At 41.5% G+C, this 21,098-nt stretch carries 14 protein-coding genes and 1 pseudogene; 8 read left to right on the forward strand and 7 right to left on the reverse strand.

What is annotated here, in order from left to right; all coding sequences use genetic code 11:
- Positions 1–5: 5 nt before the first annotated feature.
- The 4 genes from rhaD to EKM76_RS05355 all read left to right on the forward strand — a co-directional run bounded on the left by rhaD (position 6) and on the right by EKM76_RS05355 (position 4,680).
- Entirely contained in the window at positions 6–854 is an 849-nt protein-coding gene (rhaD, locus tag EKM76_RS05340) for a rhamnulose-1-phosphate aldolase (protein ID WP_125549669.1), read from the forward strand.
- 142 nt (positions 855–996) lie between these two features.
- Positions 997–1,653 (forward strand): YczE/YyaS/YitT family protein, encoded by a 657-nt coding sequence (locus EKM76_RS05345; protein ID WP_225417881.1) that lies wholly within the window; start codon positions 997–999, stop codon positions 1,651–1,653.
- A gap of 179 nt (positions 1,654–1,832) precedes the next feature.
- On the forward strand, positions 1,833–2,021 hold the full coding sequence (locus EKM76_RS05350; RefSeq protein ID WP_125549671.1) for a hypothetical protein: 189 nt from the start codon (positions 1,833–1,835) through the stop codon (positions 2,019–2,021).
- Between the two features lie 976 nt (positions 2,022–2,997).
- A complete protein-coding gene (locus tag EKM76_RS05355; protein WP_164507602.1) occupies positions 2,998–4,680 on the forward strand; it encodes an aryl-sulfate sulfotransferase in 1,683 nt (560 codons plus the stop codon).
- Between the two features lie 53 nt (positions 4,681–4,733).
- On the opposite strand, the gene deoC is transcribed toward EKM76_RS05355, so the two are convergent.
- From deoC to EKM76_RS05380, 5 genes are all read right to left on the reverse strand, one after another.
- Positions 4,734–5,414 carry a deoxyribose-phosphate aldolase gene (deoC, locus tag EKM76_RS05360; RefSeq protein WP_125549672.1) on the reverse strand — a complete coding sequence of 227 codons (681 nt, stop codon included), beginning with the start codon at positions 5,412–5,414 and terminating at the stop codon, positions 4,734–4,736.
- 848 nt (positions 5,415–6,262) lie between these two features.
- On the reverse strand, positions 6,263–6,745 hold the full coding sequence (locus EKM76_RS05365; RefSeq protein ID WP_125549673.1) for a Dps family protein: 483 nt from the start codon (positions 6,743–6,745) through the stop codon (positions 6,263–6,265).
- An 83-nt stretch (positions 6,746–6,828) separates the two neighbouring features.
- The gene (locus EKM76_RS05370) at positions 6,829–7,812 is read right to left on the reverse strand and encodes a Gfo/Idh/MocA family protein (RefSeq protein ID WP_125549674.1); all 984 of its coding nucleotides are present in this window, start codon (positions 7,810–7,812) and stop codon (positions 6,829–6,831) included.
- Between the two features lie 133 nt (positions 7,813–7,945).
- Positions 7,946–9,103 carry an LCP family protein gene (locus EKM76_RS05375; RefSeq protein WP_125549675.1) on the reverse strand — a complete coding sequence of 386 codons (1,158 nt, stop codon included), beginning with the start codon at positions 9,101–9,103 and terminating at the stop codon, positions 7,946–7,948.
- A 249-nt stretch (positions 9,104–9,352) separates the two neighbouring features.
- A complete protein-coding gene (locus EKM76_RS05380; protein WP_225417882.1) occupies positions 9,353–10,708 on the reverse strand; it encodes a hemolysin family protein in 1,356 nt (451 codons plus the stop codon).
- A gap of 343 nt (positions 10,709–11,051) precedes the next feature.
- Here EKM76_RS05380 and EKM76_RS05385 point away from each other — a divergent pair, with 343 nt between their 5' ends.
- The 3 genes from EKM76_RS05385 (at position 11,052) to EKM76_RS05395 (ending at position 14,473) form a co-directional block, all read left to right on the forward strand.
- Entirely contained in the window at positions 11,052–11,621 is a 570-nt protein-coding gene (locus tag EKM76_RS05385) for a CvpA family protein (RefSeq protein WP_125549677.1), read from the forward strand.
- 193 nt (positions 11,622–11,814) lie between these two features.
- Positions 11,815–13,203: a DHA2 family efflux MFS transporter permease subunit gene (locus EKM76_RS05390; RefSeq protein WP_125549678.1), complete on the forward strand. Its 1,389-nt coding sequence runs from the start codon at positions 11,815–11,817 to the stop codon at positions 13,201–13,203.
- A gap of 124 nt (positions 13,204–13,327) precedes the next feature.
- Positions 13,328–14,473: an ArgE/DapE family deacylase gene (locus EKM76_RS05395; protein WP_125549679.1), complete on the forward strand. Its 1,146-nt coding sequence runs from the start codon at positions 13,328–13,330 to the stop codon at positions 14,471–14,473.
- A 52-nt stretch (positions 14,474–14,525) separates the two neighbouring features.
- Here EKM76_RS05395 and EKM76_RS05400 read toward each other — a convergent pair.
- A pseudogene (locus EKM76_RS05400) lies at positions 14,526–15,350 on the reverse strand (tyrosine-protein phosphatase).
- Positions 15,351–15,410: 60 nt separating this feature from the next.
- Positions 15,411–16,019, reverse strand: a complete 609-nt coding sequence (locus EKM76_RS05405; protein WP_125549680.1) for a TetR/AcrR family transcriptional regulator — start codon at positions 16,017–16,019, stop codon at positions 15,411–15,413.
- A 471-nt stretch (positions 16,020–16,490) separates the two neighbouring features.
- Here EKM76_RS05405 and EKM76_RS05410 point away from each other — a divergent pair, with 471 nt between their 5' ends.
- On the forward strand, positions 16,491–20,804 hold the full coding sequence (locus tag EKM76_RS05410) for a 2-hydroxyacyl-CoA dehydratase (RefSeq protein ID WP_125549681.1): 4,314 nt from the start codon (positions 16,491–16,493) through the stop codon (positions 20,802–20,804).
- Positions 20,805–21,098: the final 294 nt, after the last annotated feature.

A 21,098-nucleotide genomic window follows, 5' to 3' on the forward strand; every position in this document is an offset into this window, starting at 1 on the left:
AAATCTTGACACAAGAAAAATTTATTAATTCAACATACGTACAACAAATGTGCAAAATCACTCGTGGGTTATACGACCATGGTTGGGATGAACGTAATGGTGGTAATGTTAGCTACCGCTTGACTGAAGATGAAATCAGCCAGTACGCAGATACTGATAAAGTATTACGTAATGTACCGATTGCTTTTGATGCTAGCGAATTAGCTGGTCAATACTTTTTAGTTACTGCAACTGGTCGTTATTTCAAAAATGTTATCGATAATCCTGAACGGGATACTGGTTTAGTTCAGATCGCCAAGGATGGCCATAGTGTTGATATTCGTTGGGGCTATAATGATGGCGCTCAACCAACTAGTGAATTTCCATCCCATTTAATGACGCATATTAATCGGTTGCATGTTGATAGCAATCAACGTGTAGTGATGCATTGTCATCCAACTAATTTAATTGCCATGAGTTTCACTTTACCTCTGGACGAGAAAACGTTTAGCCGTATCTTATGGAAAATGCAAGCAGAATCAGTAGTTGTCTTCCCAGAAGGCCTAGGCGTCATTCCTTATATGACTCCAGGAACTAACGATATTGGTGAAGCAACTGCAGAGAAAATGAAAAACTTCCGTGCAGTTATGTGGCCACATCATGGTGTCTTTGGCGCCGGCGATTCAATGGATGAAACCTTTGGCTTAATTGAAACGATTGAAAAAGCAGCATTGATTTACACCACGATCCAAGCTCAAGGCGGTGTTTGCTTACAAGAAATTACTGATGATGATTTAGCAGATTTAGCAAAGAACTTTGGTTTAACACCTAATCCCAAGTTTTTGACTGGTAAATCTCTAGTCGAAAACAAATAGCTTATTTTGAGTGATAAAGCGAATCATCCATAGGATGGTTCGCTTTATTATTAGGCAATCATTTAGCGGGAGATGAGGCATCATTGAAGAAACACAGTCGAAGAATCTAATTCAACGGTGGGGTTATCTAGGACTGTCGCTGTTGATCAATGCTACTGGTCATTCACTGACGATTGCAACTAATTTAGGTAGCGCTGTTTGGACCGCCTCAGCAGTTAATTTGTATCATTTGTGGCCGTTAAGTTTGCGCGTCACACTGTTCTTATGTGGTGTTTTAGTTGCCTTAGCGAATATGGCTTTGACACGTAAATTATCGTGGCGGCGTTTTTTAGGTAATTTATTATTTATTACGCCGTTTAGCTACTTGATTCAATTATTTACCCAAATCATTCTGCACTTAGGTATTAATCAGTTGCCGCTGGTTGTGCGCGTCATTACCGATATATTTGGCATACTTTGTGTCGCTTTGGCAACCTCAATTTATCAACGGGCCAACATTGTTCTGCACCCCAACGATGATTTTATGCAGATATTGCGGTTTCGCTATTTAAAGGGGAACGCTACGATCGCGCAAATGGTTCATTATATTCCACCAGTATTGATCATGCTAGGCACTTTCTTGTTTACAGGGCGGTTGTTTGCCGTCAATATTGGCACCTTGATCTGTCTATTTTTCCAAGGCAGTTTTATTGGCTTTTTTGATCAACATGCTTTTAAGCACTTAAAACATTACGGGATCGCGGGGTTGACTCAAGTAAAGCCAGTGATTAGGCCAGCACGTTCTGTAAATGGTAAATGATCGAGGTTATAAACAGTTATTTTGTGACTTAGTAGCCTGTCATTGTACTTTTGTTGTTACATTAGGTATGCTTGTGAGTAGGTAGATCAGTAGCAGATTTTGAGTAGTGACGGCTAGCTTAACCGGTATGCGCCCATAATGCCACGGCCGTCACGAGCATGAAGGGGAGGTACAAAACGGTGCGTAGTTTTAGTTATATTGTTTTAAAAAATTATTTAACCGAATTAGCCGAGTTTAGCGAAGTAGAAGTAATCGTCATGGAAAGTCCGGGACGCTACTATCACGTTTGTTTGCACAAACTTCAAGATATGGAACGTTTAACGACGAAGGCAATCTTTAATGTTGATTGCCAGAATATTAAACATTAAAACGATACATCAGCGTGGTGGAATGGTTCTTGCTGAACTTTGACTACAAGCAGAGCAAGTTAGCTTCTATTCCGGCGCCAGTGGACGGAACGAGTGCGACTTGAACTTGGTGGTTTCTGCCATAGTTCAATCGACATCGGGAAGCAAGCTCTGTTTAGCGAAGATGATCTAAAAATTAATACTTGCTAAAAGTGTTTCAAAAATTGAGCAACAGTGCTCCACTGGCGCCTGCATTCCAGCAGGCAATAAGTGAACATTCAAACATTGATTGCTTAAGTGGCAAACTTAGTGATAATCAGAATAAAAATATCGGTAAAACAGTTGAAAGACTGTTTTACCGATATTTTTATGCGCATATAATCTACTTGAAAACAGCGAATCACTAATGACTGTTGGTCAATTCTAATTAAATCAACTAAACCGTTTAATCTAATTCATTAAATAGTGTTCTAAAACTGCCAAGGTGAAATGGAGGCGCTGGCGTATCACTGTCGCTCGTTCTTAATAACACTATTTACAAGTATCGCAATTAGTACTTATTTGTTAAACAGAGCTTGCCTCCCGTTGTCGATTGAACTAAGGCGAAAACCGCCAAGTTCAAGTCGCAGCTGTGTCGATGGTACTTGGTGACCGAATTGTGGTCACCTAGTACCCATGCGCGATTGACAAGATCCATTTTCTTTTCCGATTGGGCTTAATTGGAAAGAAAATTAGCTTGCCAACGCGCCACGCGTTCCATACGCCAGCGCTGGAATAGAACCAAACTAAATCTGCCTACGAGTTAATCAGACAGACAAAGTTCAGAAAGAACCGATGGAATTTCACTATGCTGGTGTTTTCTTGTACCATGAATTAGGCTGCTTATTTTTTAAGCCAGATTTTAATAAAATTACCGTGATTTACTAAAAATTCAAAACTTCTTCATACATTTTTAATATAATTAAAGTGATTTTAATCTTAGGATAAGGAGTTTTGAATGATGAAGGGACAGCGCTGGCGAATTTTTGGGGTACTAACACTTATTTTACTGACAGTGGGGCTAACTGGTTGTGGTCAAACGCAAAAGCAGACCACGACTAAAACGAATACGACTAAGTTACTGTCAGTTAAGCAGATCAAACGAAATATTGGTAGCCACCTAGTGACAACACGGGCGCAGAAACAGGAAAACGCAAATCAGACGTATAAAACAGCATTGGCGAATACTGACTATACGTTGGCTACGCCGTACGTTAAGGTAAATCCCTATCAGACTTCTCCGCTAACCACCGCATTAGTGATTTTTCAAACTGAGCAAGCGGCTAAAATCACCTATACGGTCGTCGGCAGAACTGAAAACACTTCGATCACTAATCAAGTTAACGGTGACTACAGCACCCAACATCAGGTGCCAGTGGTAGGCTTATACTCCGGTCAAAATACGGTTAAGTTACAAGTACAGTATCAAGATGGTACAACCACAGAGCAAACATTACAAGTTAAAACAACGACTGATTTACCTGAATATTTGCAAAAAACAAAAATAAAGGTCACTAAGAATAATAAACAGCAAATGGTGATCGGCGATAATAAATTAACCTTTATGATTCGGACAACGAAACAATCGTTTGCCATCGATGCTGATGGCGCAATTCGTTGGTATTCGACTTTGTACGTTCAGCATATGTTGCAGCCGATTCACAATGGTCACTTGTTGTTATTAAGTAAAAACACACAATCAGCACTAGTTTATAATGATTTGCTGGAAACGGACTACTTAGGGCGTGTCTATAAGGAATATAATTTCCGGGCTAAAACTAGTAATAGTGACGGTGGCGCCAGGGAAACGACCGTGCTGCATCATGATATCATCGAGCTACCCAATCATGATCTAGTCGCAACGGTCAACGATGGCTCTGACTATGTGGAAGATACCATGGTCGTGATTTCCGCCAAGACGGGTAAAATTACTAAGGTGATCGACCTAAAAAATTTATTACCGCAAGCAATGTATACAAAATATAAAGCCGCTAAAGACGGTTCGATCGACTGGTTCCATCAAAACGCAGTTTATTATGATAATAATGATCAGAGTTTGATGATTTCTGGCCGTAATCAGGATATGATCATGAAATTTGATCTTAAAACAGAGCAGATCAAGTGGATCTATTCTGGTAAAAAGAAGTCCACTTGGCCGCAGAAATATCAGAAATTATTATTAACGCCGACGAAGGGAACATCGATCACAGGTGGTCAACATGGCTTGAATTTGTTGAGTGATGATAATAATGATCCGAACAGCGAAAATATTTTGCTATATGATAATAATATCAACGTGACTAACGGGGATGCCACAACTTCTGGTAAGTACTCACAAGGCGTTCAATACCATATTGACACCAAAAAGATGACTATTGATCAGACTTGGGCTTACGGTAAATCATTGGGGAAAGCTAACTTCACGGCGATCATCGGCTACACCCAAAAAGTTAGTTCAACTAACTATTTACTAGATTTCGGCTTCCAGAATAATGGGAAAACAAGTAATATTATTGAGGTCGCTGGTCAAGAACAAGTCTTCAATGTTAAGTTAACAAATCCATCAGCTAAAGCTTACGTTTATCGAGCTTATCGATTACCAGTCTATGCTAGTGACTACCAATTTGATGTTGATCAATAAAACATGCTAAACAAAAAAGCCTTGAATTTTTTCAAGGCTTTTTTATCTGGGAATCAAGCGCGTTGTTTTAAAGCTTCAATAATTTTAATTCCAGCGCTAGTACCAATGCGTTCGGCGCCGGCGTCGATCATAGCAAGAAAATCAGTTGCGCTACGAATACCGCCAGCGGCTTTGACTTTAACGGCTGCACCAACCGTTTGTTTCATCAATTGAACATCAGCAATAGTTGCACCGCCAGTACCAAAACCGGTTGAAGTTTTAATAAAGTCAGGTTGTACCGACTTAGCAATCAAAGCTAATTGACGGATTTCGTCGTTGGTTAAGTAGCAATTTTCAAAAATCACTTTGCATGGAAGTTGATGTTGATGACAGCAGGCGACCATTTGAGTCATTTCTGATTTAATGTAGTCATAGTTACCATTTTTAACTTCGGTCAAATTCAGCACATAATCAATTTCAGTGGCGCCATTTTTGATTGCATCTTCCGTTTCAAATATTTTAGCGGCTATCGTGGTTTGGCCTAGCGGAAAACTGATTGCGGCACCAACATGGATATCAGTACCCGCTAAATACTGGGCACAACGCTCGGTTTGACTTTGATTGATCGCCACCATTTTGAAATGATATTGTTTGGCTTCAGCACAAAGTTTTTCCATATCAGCAGCGGAAGCATCTGCATGTAGGTTAGTGTGGTCGATCATACGGGCATATTGATCCAGTTGTTCTGGGGACATAAGTAGACCTCTTTCTATTATGTAATTACCTTTTAAGATAAACCGTTTTCTTGATTAGGTCAAATCCATAAGTCAACGCTGGCTCTAAATTAAGTCGCCAGTGGCTATCTAATTGGCACACGTTTAAACTATAATATTTGGCAATGAAAAAAGACTGCGACATAATTTTACGGATCTTTTTGAACTTTGGCTGTGCGCAGAGTTAGTTTGCTTCCATTCCGGCGCCAGTGGACGGAACGCGTGCGAATTGAACTTGACGGTCTTTACCATAGTTCAATCGACAACGGAAAGCAAGTTCTGCTTAGCGGCTCAGTGCCAGTTTTGATACTTGTTAATTTAGTTGTTAAGAATAAGCGACAGTGGTCCACTGGCGACTCCATTTCAATTTCACCTTGGCAGTGTTAGATCACTATTTAATTAGTTAGTTTAATTATCTTAGTTAGCTCAGTTAGGTTTAATCGACAATTATTAGAGACTCGCAGTTTTAAAACAGATTATATGCGCATAAAAACACCAGTAAAACAGTTTTCGAATGTTTTACCGGTGTTTTACGTTCTAACTGCCTAACTTTACTGCTTAAACAAGCAACACTTGAATGTTCAGTTATTGCCTGCTGGAATGGATTCGCCAGTGGACCAGATGTGCCGATAGTTCTTGATGGCGACTTGGGCCATTTAGAACTATGCGTGGCTGGCGAGATCCATTTTTCCGTCCGCTTTTGGGTTTATCTGGGAAAAATTAGCTCGCCAACGCGCCCACTCGTTCCGTCCACTGGCGATGGAATGGAAGCTAACTAACTCATACTTCAGAAAGAACCGTTTTACTTATATCACAGTCTCTTTACATTGCTAGTCAGCAAGTGGTGCTTTGCCAAGGTAGGCGCTGATCATCCAAATGTTTTTATCAGTTTCATCCTTGAAGCCGTTTAACATATCTTGAGTTGGGAAGTCTTTTTCTTCATCAGTGACTTCGATACCTTTTTGATATTGATCACGTAGATACTTAAATTGATTGACCAAGCGTTGCATAAATTCAGGTAAGGTCAATTGATCGAATTCTACTTTGTCATCAGGTAAGCCAGTATTTGCAATGAATTCGTGGGTTGTCGCTAACGGGCTGCCGTTTAAAGCAATTAGCCGTTCAGCGATTTGATCAAGCTGTTCGCTAAGTTGGTCGCCGTATTCATCCATTAATGGATGGAGACGGAAGAAATTTTCGCCGCGCATGTACCAGTGAGTCTGTTGAACATTAACCTTTAATTGGCTGATATCTGCAATCAGCTGGTTAAGTTGTGCCTTAGACTTTGGAAAATCATAATTATAAGTTGTCATGATGAACCCCTTTTCTTAATTATTGATTACAAGACAACCATAGCAGTTTTGGTAGCGCTTTTCAATTGATACACTAGCGCTATTTATGAAGCAGTAGGGCCAGCTGTCCAGCGCCGATAAATATTTTCAATGATTTCGATGGTGTGACAGGTCAACTCGGGGGTCATAATGGGGCTGGTGAGTTGGTGCTGCCGCCAGAGTTGATTAAAGTGTTGAATTTCAAAGACAAATTCACTATCTTGTGTGACTCGTAGTGGGGTAGCTTTGCCATCATAGGTGTATAGGGTTGCTTCGGCTGATTTCCAATAATTAGGGATCACAATTTTACCGCGGTCACCGTAAATGATCATTCGACTGTTAAGTGGTAATTTTGCGGAAATAAATAAATTAACGAGGACATTCTGTTCAGTCTTTAAAACTACATTGCTTTGCCAATCGGCAGCCGGCGCTTGTCGTTGACATTCGCCACTATAGCTGGTGAATTGTTGGTTTAGAAGGTACTGAATATAATCTAGTGGATAAGCGGCACTGCCACGAAAGGCGCCACCACCAGCGGCAATATCTTGAAACCAACTAATATCAGTGCCGCCAGGGTGATAGCTTTGTGCATCGATCCAACTGACTTGGCCGATAGTGCCGGCAGTCAATATTTGTTTGATTTTTCGAGTCAATGGCAAAAAGACGGCCTTTTGTGCGGCCATTAAAGTCACGTGTTGTTGTTGCGCTAATGTAAATAACGCTTCCGCTTGAGCGCGGGTCAAGGTAAATGGTTTCTCTAACAAAACACTTTTGCCATGATTTAAAGCTAGCTTTGCGCCGGCGTAGTGGCCGCCATTATATAGTGGAATATAGATCACATCTAGTGTAGGATCATTGACTAGTTCGGTGTAACTGCCATAAGCATGGGGAATGTTGTTAACTTGGGCAAATTGCTGTGCACGCGTTAGTTGGCTGGCGCCGATCGCCAATGCTTGGGCACCGCCAGCTGCACGTAAGCCAGCTAAAAAACGGGGCGCAATTTGTGCTGCACCCATAATACCGTAATTAATTATTTGTTGTTGTGTCATCTGAATAAACCTCCGCATTGGTCTTACCGTAACAGCTTAGAAAAAGGTTGTAAAGAATGAGTTTTGCCGATAACCACATAAAAAAACGCCACTAAATTGTAAATTAGTTGGCGTTTTCTGTATAGGTAATTTTTTAAAATTGGCCATTAGGTGTAGCCGGACCGTTATAGGATTGCGTTCCAGTTGTATCGCCAGTCCCAGTGTAACTATCACTGCTACTCTCGCTGTTGTAGGTACTACCATCACTATAGGTGCCAGTGCCATAATTAACGGTGCTGTCAGTACCATAGATCGTATACGTGGTACTAGTAATTCCATCAAAATAAGGGTTGGCTGTGTTCAGTTCAGTTTCCTTATTGCTGACGGTTTCAGCATTCAAATTCAATTGCTTACGTAATTTTTTTGAAACTCGATTTAATTCCTTAGTCGATGCAATTTGGTAAGAACTACCGTTGATGTCGGCATCTTGCCCTTGTAATTGATCGGAATCCATCGTTGTTGCAGCCGCACGATAATTAGTGGCCAAACCTTTCATGTCAGAAAAACTGAGATCGGTTTGCAGATTATTCTGTACAACGCTTAAAATTTTCTGGTAGTTAGCAACACCATTTAATGATAGCAGCTTTTTGGTCACAGCCTTGATCACTTGTTGTTGCCGTAATTGTCGACCGTAATCACCCTTGGGATCGTCATAACGCATCCGGGCAAACGATAAGGCTTGCTTACCATTTACGTGCTGGGAGCCTTTTTTAATGGTGACGTTGTTGAAACTGAAATCTAAGTCACTGGTGACGGTGATACCGCCTACTGCATCAACAATTTTAGATAAACCGCCCATATTTAAGGTTAAATAATAATTGATCGGGACATTTAGTAAATTGCTGACAGTTTTTTTAGCGGTTTTGGCACCACCAATTTCATAAGCAGAATTGATTTTTTGAATACTAGTTTCGCTGCTAGCGGTCATTTCTGCCATTGTGTCACGGGGGATACTGACGAAAGTTGTTTTTTTAGTACTAGGATTAATGGTGGCAAGGATCATCGTATCAGAGCGACCTTTATCAGTACGACCATCAGCGCCGGTATCAATGCCTAATAAGAGAATCGATAATGGCTTTTTTTGTTTGACCACAGCAGATGCGTTACTGTCGCTGGCTTTGTAGATTTTACTAGCAGTTTGTTTGGTTTGATAGTAGGCATAGGCTACGAAGCCACCGCCGATCAGTAGGATCGCCGCAATGACCGCCGCTAAGATTTTGGGCCATCGTTTGGATTTCTTTTTATGCAACATAGGCTAGTTCCCTTCGTTTACTAAGGCGGCAGGAGAAAAAGCAGGTGATTGTAGTCGCGTGATAAATCTCCAGTTGGCCGCTTGGCTTTTTTTGCTCAATTTCTTTACAATTATATCAGAGTTGACTTAAATCAAGCTTAAATATTTCAATAAGATTACTTTAAGCTGAAATGTGTACGATAGTTGAGCCATATTAATGTAAAAAAAGTACCGCTTGGTTAGCGATACAGCAAACAGTAAGCTTTGAATCTAGGATTTAGTCGTTGATTCAGCCGTTGTTAGATCAACGGTACGGGTAACTTTAAACCAACTAACATAGGCGTTATCAATTTCACCAACGGTAAATGTAAAATCATCAACAATAAAAGTATCCTCTGGTTGGACTGCCGGATTGTCTTTCATAATATAACCGGTTAAAGTCACCACGTCCGAATCGTCAAATTCACGAATTTTAACGTTAAAATAGCGTTCAAAATCATAAAGGGTGATTTTACCGTTGACCTGGTAACTACCGTCTTTTTGTTTTTCAACATATTCTTCAGATGGAATTTCGTTTTCATCCTTGACGGTACCAAATAATTCTTCATAGATATCTTTATCAGTGACGATGCCACTGGTACCGCCATATTCGTCGACGACTACCACGATGGGGGTTCGTTTCTGCACCATTTGCGCTAAAACATTCTGTAGCGAAGCTGTTTCTGGCACAGTAATGATATTACGCAATAATTTACTGACCCGGGTCTGATCACTGAGTTCAGCTTGTTTAATTAGATCATAATTGTACACGTAGCCGATGATTTTATCTTTATCATTATCTTCAACGACGGGGAAACGGCTAAAACCGTTAGCGATATACATTTTAATCGTTTTGGCAACCGTTGTAGTGACATCAACCACCATTAACGATGTTCGATCGACCATAATATCTTTAGCGATTTTATCGTTCATGGCAAAGGCGCGCTCCATGTAGATATAATCGTTCCGCTCTAGCTGACCGCCACTGACCGCATTACGGGATAAGGTCAAAATTTCAGCCTGCGAGAAGTTTTCGTTTTCTTCATCGGCTGGTTTTAAACCGATCAACCGGACAACGCCGCTAGCTGAAATATTTAGCAACCAAACGAAGGGATAGAAGATCAAATGAAAATAGCGCAGTGGTGTCGTAATGAACATCATAGTTGGCAAGGGCATGTCGATACTGATATTTTTCGGCACGATCTCGGTGAAGACAACTTCTAAGTAAGTTAGTACGATCACCCCAAGAATCGCACCTACCGCGTGTAAGGCGGCTGAGCCCATTAGGTGATCTAGATTGAATAAGTCGATCAAAATAGTTTCCACAGTTGATTCACCGATCCAACCTAAAATAATTCCGGCAACACTGACGCCGACTTGGGTGGTCGATAAATATTCATTTAGGTTATGTACCATGTTCAGTGCGGTGCTGACCTTTTTCGAGTGACCACCACGTTTTTCTAGTTCTTCTTCAAGTGCGCTTGGCCGAGTTTGCACTAAAGCAAACTCTGATGCCACAAAAAACGCCGCAAATAAAAAGGTGATCAACATGACGACCGTATTTACAGCGATTTGACTACCAGTCACAATCATTCCTCATTTCAATCAATTTAGTTATATTCTAACATGTTTAGCTGATGAATTAATCACTTGCCGTAAATTAGTTAGGTAAATGATACTACCATTACTGTAATTAGGGTACTTATTATCGCACTAATCAATATAAAGTACAGTGATTTTTGCGGTTTTACATCCTATTTAAGGTACACTGATTAAACAAATATTAAATCGGTCGCAGGTCGGTAGTTAGTTACACAAAATCTGGTAAAGTTAACTTAGCGAATGGTGCTAAATTTTTACACAAAATTATCTGTCTAATTATTTACTGAATTCAAAGTATTATGCTTGATTATAAGAGGAGAAATGAAACATGATCGTTACAATTATTATTGCGCTGATTTTAATTATAGCTGTTTACCGCGGAATGAAGCGTGGCTTGATCGTTCAGCTACTATATACACTTGGTTACATCGGCGTTTATATATTTGCACGGTTGACAGCGCCCAATGTTAGTACTTGGCTAGCAACTTGGTCGGGTAGTGCGGCCGCTAGCTTAGGTGTGACCAATACGATCGCTTTTTTGATGATGATCGCACTTGGCTGGCTTATCGTTCGCATGTTAGCGCGATGGTCGCGGGTGATCACTTGGCTACCGGTGATCAAACAAGTCAACAGTGTTGCCGGGGCAATAGTGGCGTTTGTGCTTAACTATATCGGACTGTTCATCGTTTTGACCGTATTGAATTTTATCCCTGACACGGCGATTCAAAATCAGATTTCACAGTCCGGCGCGGCACAAGTTATTATCACTAAAACGCCGGTGCTCACTGGTCAGTTATTGCAAAAGTATCTATTTAATGATTCAACAACTACCGATGATAGTGGTACAGCAACAGACCAAAGCGATGAGGTTACAACAACAGATGCAAACGCCATTTAAAAAAAGGATTCGTCAGCTTGCTTTAAGCCGACGAGTCCTTTTAATTAGCTAACATAGATAAGGCTGTTTTATCGGTAGTTTTCTGAAAATAGGCAACTTACACTTACGAAGACCAACTTTTCCTGCTAGAATGATCTCTTGTATCCAGAAATTATTTTTGGTTTATGGTATTGGGAAAGAGGAACTTTTTCACATGAAAAATAGTACAGAGACTAAACGCTTGCCGATCATGGCTGGCCTGCTTATTGGTGGCTTCATTGGTATGTTTAGTGAAACGGCGCTTAATATTGCCTTGTCCCCCTTAACAGCTAAATTAGGGGTATCCGCCGGCACAATTCAGTGGCTGGTTATTGGTTATTTGTTAATGGTGGGCATTGTTTTACCACTTTCAGGATTATTAACGCGCTGGTTTACGACGCGACAATTATTGATTTTTGCGTTATGCGATTTTATTGTTGGCGCGTTGATCTCGGCTTTATCATCAACGTTTATGTTCTTATTTATTGGCCGGTTGATTCAAGGTATTGGCACCGGAATTCTGCTACCACTGATTTTTACGGTGGCTTTAGCAATCTATCCTATAGATAAACGGGGCTCCGCGATGGGCTTGATCGGCCTAACTATCATGTTTGCACCCGCGCTTGGGCCAACGGTGGCTGGATTGATTCTTGGTGTTTTATCATGGCAGTTTATTTTTTGGGTCATGATCCCATTTTTGATCATCGCTTTACTCATCGCAATCAAATTCACTGAAAATGTAATGACGATCACCAAGCCACATGTTGATATATTATCGATTATTTTGTCGACGATCGGCTTTGGTGGTGTTGTGATCGGAATTAGCTTAGCCAGTGATCAAGGCTGGACTTCAGCCATTGTTCTAGGCAGTTTAGTAGTGGGCATTATTGCGTTATTTTTCTTTGTCCGGCGGCAATTAAAGTTAACGGAACCCATTTTAAGCGTTAAAGCTTTCGCCCATGGTGGTTTTTCGTTAGGCACTGGCCTGGTGATGATCGATTTCATGATCATTATGTCAGCGATGTATTTATTACCAATTTATTGGCAAAAAGGGTTATTAGTGCCAGTGGCTTTAACTGGGATGTTAATGTTGCCCGGCGGCTTATTTAACGCCTTAGTTTCATCGATTTCCGGGCGCCTATACGATAATGTAGGTCCACGGCGGCCCGCGATGCTAGGTTTTCTCGTGAGTACCATTGGGGCGTTAATGTTATTTTTCAGTCAGGCTGATTCCAGTTATTTTTATGTTGTGTGTGCACACGTTATTTTAATGATCGGTGCACCGTTGGCGATGTCACCAGCGCAGACTCATGGACTAAACGCATTGCCACGACAATTATCACCTGATGGTAGTAGTATTATGAACACATTAGAACAAATTTGTGGCGCGATCGCGACGGCCTTAGCAACTAGTTTACTGGGTGCCGGTGAAGCAGCTAGTAGCGCTACTGGTGCTGTAAAAGTTACCAGTGGAACGCATTATGGTTTCGCGTTGACAGTTGGGTTAGCAGTGATCGGTTTTGCATTGACCTTTGCTTTACCACGAAAACAAAACGATCAATAGCGTGAAGCGCGTTATTTCTAGCAATTTTTGTTAGGAACAACGCTTTTTTTGTTCAATTATCGTCATAAATACTTATTTTCTGCTATCATTAAGTATAAAATCGGGTGAAAGAGGTTACCAGTTAATGGATAAGCGCAAAGCATTGAAAATATTGCAAGATCTATTGAAAATTAAATCGGTGAATAATCATGAAGCCCAAGTGGCTGACTATATTAAATTATTGTTTGATCAATATCCAGCGGCGCAAGTCACTGAAGTTAATTATGCGCCAGGCCGTTCCAATTTAGTGATCACATTACATGGTGATCAGCCGGGTAAAACATTAGGCTTAGCCGGACACTTAGATGTAGTTTCACCTGGCGATGTAACAGCTTGGCAGCATCCGCCATTTGCTGGTGAAATGGACGCTGATAACGTCTACGGTCGCGGTGCCAGCGACATGAAAGGCGGCTTAGCAGCCTTGATCAATGTGTTATTAGATCTATTGGCTGAAAAGCGCAGTTTTGCCGGCACGATTCGTTTATTTGCTACTGTTGGCGAGGAAACTGGTAACTATGGGGCTGCTCAATTGACGCATCAGGGTTTTGCTGACGAGCTGGATGCATTGATCGTGGCTGAACCTAGTCAGTTGCAAGTGGAATATACCCATCGTGGTGTGATCGATTATGAGTTGGCGGCTGAGGGTAAGGCGGCTCATAGCGCTGATCCAGCGGCTGGTAACAATGCAATCGATCAATTATTCCGCTTTTATCAAGCGCTAACTGCTTTAATGGCGCAGAAAACAGCAGTCGATCCTGTTTTGGGACCGTTGCTCCATAATGTGACCCAGATTGCTGGCGGTGAACAGATCAATTCAATTCCAGCACGGGCGCGCTTATATGGTAATATTCGCACTACACCGTTGTACCCTAATCAGCCATTGATGGCAGAAATCGATGCTTTAGTGGCGCAATTGAATCAAGCACCAGAAAATAAATTGACCTTAACGTATCATTATCCAGAGAGTCCACTTCCAGGTAATCCACAGGCGCCATTTGTTCAGTTATTCCACCAGGTTGCTAGCAATACGCTTGGCCAGCCGGTGGAGATAGTCGGTAACGGTGGTGCCACCGATGCATCTGAATTTATTCGTGCCGCGCAGAAGTTCCCGGTAGTTATTTTTGGTCCGGGGAACGCTAGCGGGCATCAAGTTGACGAATATATCGCCATCAAGGATTATTTGGCGGCGATCACGATTTATCAACAAGTGATTTTACAATTTCTACGGTAAATAAAAACGTCTCAGCGCTATGTTTTAATAGCGGCGAGACGTTTTTTATCGATCAAGCTGTTAGATAGATTTGGCGTAGTTCGTTCAAATCATGATCAGTTAGTTGTAAGCCTTCATGCAAATAATTATTTAAATTACCGGATTCTTGTTTCACTTGATCCAGCGCAGTTGCTAGATAATCCGCGTGTACGCTGAGTAATGAGCGAAGATTTGCAAGCGTATCGGGGGTAGCGTGCTGTGCTTTCAACTCATTTAAGCGGGCATCAATATGTGGTGCCGCAATCGTGTTGGTCAGTAGATAATCCGTTTTGATCGTTTTAGCATCCACGCCTAACGCAGTCATGAAAAAGACTGCTGCCATTCCAGTGCGATCCTTACCGGCAGTGCAATGAAATAGTGTGGCCGCACCATCAGTGGTATTGGCCAATAAAATCTCGAAGAACTGATGATAAATTTGCTTAGCGTGTGGTTCAGCGATCATGTTGCGGTAGACCGTCTTCATGTGTTCATGACCATGATTTGGATTGCCTTGATACTCAATTTCTAATTATTTTAGCGATTGTGAATTTTGAGTTTGATCATAATCGAAGACCGGTAAGTACTTGTAAGTAGCGTTGGTCGGTACTTTATCCGGTGCTTGCTTGACTTCATCGGCGGAGCGCAGGTCAACATCAATCCGCGTGCCGTAATTGTCAAGGTAGGTGAGATCCGCTTGATTAAGTGGCGCTAGTCGTCCTGATCGGAGCACTTTATGGTATTTAATGTGCTGATCATTCATGGCTTGATAGCCACCTAATTCGCGAAAGTTACTGCCGCTGGTAATCGGTAATGCGCGTAAATCAGTTGCTTCTGTTGTCATCCATTCCAATCCCTTCATTAAAGCCTTATGCTGCTACTTTAACACAAATGGACACTAAAATCTGTATCCAATCTGCGGTCAATCGTCGAGGACTTCAATTCCGAGCACGGTTAAATGACCGTTGGCAATTAATTGAATGACTAACTTGGCCATATGCTCTGGTGAAAAATCGCTATCGGCGTGGACCCACCAATTAACGGTGCCAATAAAAATAGAAGTCATGTAAGAAATGATAAAGTCAGTTGGAATCTTCTTCTTATTGTGGGTGATCAATAAATGGGCGAAAATTTCGGCATAACGTTGCGTCAACAAATCATGAAGTAGTTCGGATAAACGATTCGCATTGGCGCCGTCTAACGCTAACGCGTAAAACTGACGATTAGTTTTGATTTCGGTAAATAATTGGGTCAGCAGGTGAGTAACTGTTTTTAATTTGATTTGGTTGCCAGTGATATTGCTGGTATCAAGAATTTTAAGAAAAGGGACCATGCTAGTCGTGAAAATTTGGTCATAAAGATCTTGTTTGTCCTTAAAATGGGCGTAAAAAGTGGTTCGATTGATCATGGCTTTATCAGCGATCTCTTGAATGGTTACGGCTTCAAAGCCTTCAGCTTCAACCAACTGCATGAATGCAGAGAAAATCATTTTTTTTGTACGGAAAACACGTAAATCAACTTTTTTAGCCATTTTAAGGTCTCCATTTCTTTGAAACAAGCTATCTTCTAAAATACATTTACATTAAGTGGGTCACAAAACTTTAGTGAATTTAGAGTTCAAACCTAACTGAGGAATTGTTTAGTCATACTTTGAATAAGTGCCGCGGTTATTTCTAATTGAGAACGATTTTCAATTGTGAATAAAATAGCTAACTGCGTTTTAAAATCAAACTATTTTTTTAAAAAATAGCCAACGTTTCGTTTTAATCCGTTGTTTATCACACAAATTGGCGGAAATTGCTGATTGAATTTTTTTTGTGAAGTCGTAAACTAAACACAAATAGTATAACAGACATTCTGTTGGATATTCAACAGGTGTTCGTTATCTAAGTTGAATAGAAATTAAAAAATAGTTTGATTTGAATTTAGTTAGCGTAAATGTGTTAAAAAAGTAGTGGCTGAATATTTTTTTAACGCGCTGCAATCAAGAGGAGGATTCGCGATGACGGAGAAACTTTATGGTGGCATCGACGTCGGCTCGACGACAGTTAAGTTGGTTATTATGGACGCACAACAGCAGACACTCTTTGCCCGTTATGAGCGGCATTATTCAGACGTAAAAGCAGCAAGTGAACGTATATTGAAGGAAGCGATCCAAGAAATTGCACCGACGACACCGATCGCATTTACGATCACTGGTTCTGGTGGCATGGGCTTAGCTAATTTGTTGCAGCTGGAATTTGTGCAAGAAGTAATTGCTTGTACCAAAACAGTTGAGACACTGATTCCGCAAACTGATGTCAGTATTGAGCTCGGCGGTGAAGATGCCAAGATCACATTCTTTGGTGCTTCGTTAGAACAACGAATGAACGGTAGTTGTGCTGGTGGAACTGGCGCGTTTATCGATCAAATGGCAACACTGCTGAAAACCGATGCCAATGGCCTAAATGAAATGGCTAAGGACTATCAAACGATTTATCCGATCGCTTCGCGGTGTGGCGTTTTTGCTAAAACAGATGTCCAGCCATTGATCAATGATGGTGCCCGTAAGGCTGATATTGCAGCAAGTATTTTTCAAGCGGTGGTCAATCAGACTATCGCTGGTTTGGCGTCGGGTCATAAAATTAAAGGCAAGGTCGCCTTTTTGGGCGGGCCACTATACTTCATGGATCAACTCCGCGCTCGATTCATTGATACTTTAAATTTAGCACCTGAGGATGTTGTTTTCCCTAGTGATCCCCAATTATTTGTAGCTAAAGGCGCAGCTCTGTACGCAGAAAAACAGCCCGTGATCAATTTAGTGACCTTACTTGATCGTTTGGAAAATGGGGACGATAAAGTCATGCAGCCATCGCGCTCATTGACGCCATTATTTAAAGATGATGATGAATTACAAGAATTCCGCAAACGTCATGCGCAAGCTAAGGTTGAAACTCGTGATTTAGCTAGCTATCGCGGTGTAGCTTTTCTTGGGATCGATGCGGGTTCAACCACGACCAAAGTTGCCTTGATGAGTACTGACCATAAATTGTTGTATACCTATTATGATAGCAATGATGGTGCGCCATTAGAAAAAACCGAAACAATTTTAACTGATCTGTACTCTAAATTACCAGCGGATGTGACCATCGGTAAAGCTTGTGTTACCGGTTATGGTGAGCATTTAATCAAGAATGCATTAAAAGTTGATCTCGGTGAAGTTGAAACGGTGGCACATTACCGGGCGGCGCATTTCTTCCAGCCAGATGTTGATTTTATTTTAGATATTGGTGGCCAAGATATGAAGGCCATGACGGTTAAAAATAACGCATTAACAACGATCAAGTTGAACGAAGCCTGTTCTTCTGGTTGTGGGTCGTTTATCGAAACTTTTGCGACTTCATTGAAATATGGGGTCAAAGACTTCGCGCAGGCGGCACTATTGGCTCAGCATCCAGCTGATCTCGGTTCACGCTGTACGGTCTTCATGAACTCAAAAGTTAAGCAGGTTCAAAAAGAGGGCGCAACCATCGGTGATATTTCTGCTGGGTTGTCGATGTCGGTTATCAAAAATGCTTTGTTCAAAGTTATTAAATTACGGCGCGCTGAAGATCTAGGTAAACATATTGTTTGCCAAGGCGGGACCTTCTATAATGAAGCTGTTTTGCGGGCCTTTGAACAAATCTCTGGCCGTGAAGTGATTCGGCCGAACATTGCCGGCTTAATGGGTGCTTATGGTGCGGCTTTGATTGCTGAAACTGCCTATGCAACGGGCGATGAAACCACATTATTAGATACCAAGGATATGCAGGATTTAACCTTCAAAAAAGAATTCATGCATTGCGGCTTGTGTGAAAATAACTGCGCATTAACGATCACGATTTGTAGTGACGGTCGCCGCTTTGTTACTGGTAATCGTTGTGAACGCGGTGAAGCCCGCGGGATGAAGCAACGGGTACCTAAGGATAACGGTAAAATTAATTTAGTCCAAGAAAAGTATAAGTTATTGTTCGGCTATCGCCCATTACGTAAAAAAGAAGCTCGTGGCGTGATCGGGATTCCCCGCGTTTTAAATATGTATGATGATTACCCAATGTGGCAAACTTTCTTTACTAAGTTAGGCATCCGTGCTGTTTTGTCACCTAAAGGTAGCAAGAAACAATTTGAATCGGGGATTGAAACAATTCCCAGTGATACAGTTTGCTACCCAGCAAAGCAGGTCCATGGCCATATCCAAGCGCTGATCAACAAGGGTGTTAAAACTATTTTTTATCCAGGAATCGTCTACGGCCAAGTCGAAAATAAGGACGCACAAAATCATTTTAATTGTCCAATTGTCCAGTCCTACCCAGATGTTATTCGTAACAACGTGGATGAAATTCGGGAAGGAAAAGTCGATTATCGGAACCCATTCTTAAATCTTGGTGATCGTAATTCGACCGCGCGTAATTTGTATGAAACGTTTAAAGACTTTGGTGTGACTGAAGACGAGGTTAAAGTGGCCTTGGATGCTGGTTATGCTGAGTTAGCTCATTTCAGACAGCAAATTCAGGATCGCGGCGAGGATACCTTACGGATGCTGAAACAAACCGGCGAACGGGGCATTGTTTTAGCTGGCCGGCCATATCATTTGGATCCAGAAATCAATCACGGCATCGCTGAAATCATCACCGCCGAAGGGTTCCATGTGTTGACCGAAGATTCCATCGCTCATTTAGGCGATGTCAAAGGCTTACGCGTGGTCAATCAGTGGGTCTACCATTCACGCTTGTACGCAGCAGCGCGAGTTGCAGCTCGTGATCCACAACTAGAATTCGTTCAATTGAACTCCTTTGGTTGTGGTTTGGACGCAATCGATACTGATCAGGTTGAAGAAATTTTAACGCAGTATAATCGTTTGTATACTTGTCTGAAGATCGACGAAGGAACAAATATGGGCGCCGTCCGTATTCGTTTACGTTCGTTAAAAGCAGCGGTCGCTGAACGGCGGCGGCGCTCGATCATGCCAGAAAAATTGTATGAAGATGACAAGCCGGTACAATTCACTGAGGATATGCGCAAAGACAAATATACGTTGTTAATGCCAATGATGTCACCAATTCATCAACAAGGATTAGTTGACGTGGCACTACAAGCATCTGGTTATAATGTGGTCAATTTACCGATGGATGATCGGCATGCGATCGATGAAGGTCAGAAGTTCGTTAATAATGATGCCTGCTTCCCAGCGATTATTTCAATTGGTCAAATGCTAGAAGCTTTGCAAAGTGGTAAATATGATCTCGATCATACTGCTGTTATGATGACGCAAACTGGTGGTGGTTGCCGTGCGACTAACTATATTCCACTGATCCGTAAAGCCTTGAAAGATGCTGGTTTCGCACAAGTGCCAGTAGTTTCCATGTCATTGGGTAATCAAGGTGTTGAGGAAACGGCTGGCTTTAAGTTGACCTTGCCATTATTGAAGCGTGTAGCTTTAGCGTTCTTGTACGGTGATTTGTTTGAGCGCGTGGTTTACCGCACCCGACCATATGAAAAAACGCCTGGTGAAATCGACAAAATGCATGACCAGTGGCTGAAATTAGTTCAGCCGAGTGTGATCAAAGGCAGCTTCCGTGAATTTAAACGGAATGTGCAGCAAATCGTCAAAGACTTTGATACTGTGCCATTGCAACAATTATCCAAGCCCAAAGTTGGTTTAGTCGGTGAGATCTTAGTTAAGTATTCACCGATCGCGAATAATAACATTGTACGTTTATTGGAGCAAGAAGGCGCAGAAGCAGTAGTGCCCGATATTGTTGGTTTTATGAATTACTCATTATACAATCAAATTTATCGTTATCAGCAATTTGGATTTGCCAAGAAGTCAGAGGTTTTAGCTGAAATGGCACTGAAATTGATCAAGTGGTGTGAAAAACCATTGCAAAAGGCTTTAACCGCATCTACTCGTTTTGAGGGGATAGCGGCAATTGAAAGCTTAGCTGATGATGCCAGCAAGATCTTGTCATTAGGCAATCAAACTGGTGAAGGCTGGTTCTTGACTGGTGAGATGATCGAATTGCTTAAGGGCGGCGTTGACAATATTATTTGTATGCAACCTTTTGGCTGTTTACCTAATCATGTAGTTGGTAAAGGGGTCGTCAAAGAATTACGTCATCAATACCCACAAGCTAACATTGCCCCAATCGATTACGATCCTGGTGTTTCAATTGTGAATCAGTTGAACCGAATTCGTTTAATGTTAGCCACTGCTAATAAAAATTTAGCAACTCAGTCAACCGTGATGACCACAATGAATAGTGGCCACAAACTTTCAACTGTTGGCTCACAAGTATAGAAAAACGCCCAATTTGGGCGTTTTTTTGTTTGATAAAGTTGAGTCGTCAGCTGATAGCTGGTTCCCTAAAAGCTGATTTTACAGGCGTTATTCATCTATTCACGCTTAAAAAAGTAAAAGTTGCCATAGGTGATTGACAATTTATCGTAAGCGGTAAATAATCACCCGTTTTAAAAAGACAACCAAACTTCTCGATTTTGAGAAATCTGGTTGTCTTTTGTTAGGCGGCATTTTTAGCTTGATGCTTGTCCGTTGTTTTTTTATTTTGATGCCGAGCACCTGGATAATGCCATG

Origin of the sequence: Loigolactobacillus zhaoyuanensis (assembly GCF_003946385.1) — a bacterium.
In the GTDB taxonomy this organism is placed as follows: Bacteria; Bacillota; Bacilli; order Lactobacillales; family Lactobacillaceae; genus Loigolactobacillus; species Loigolactobacillus zhaoyuanensis.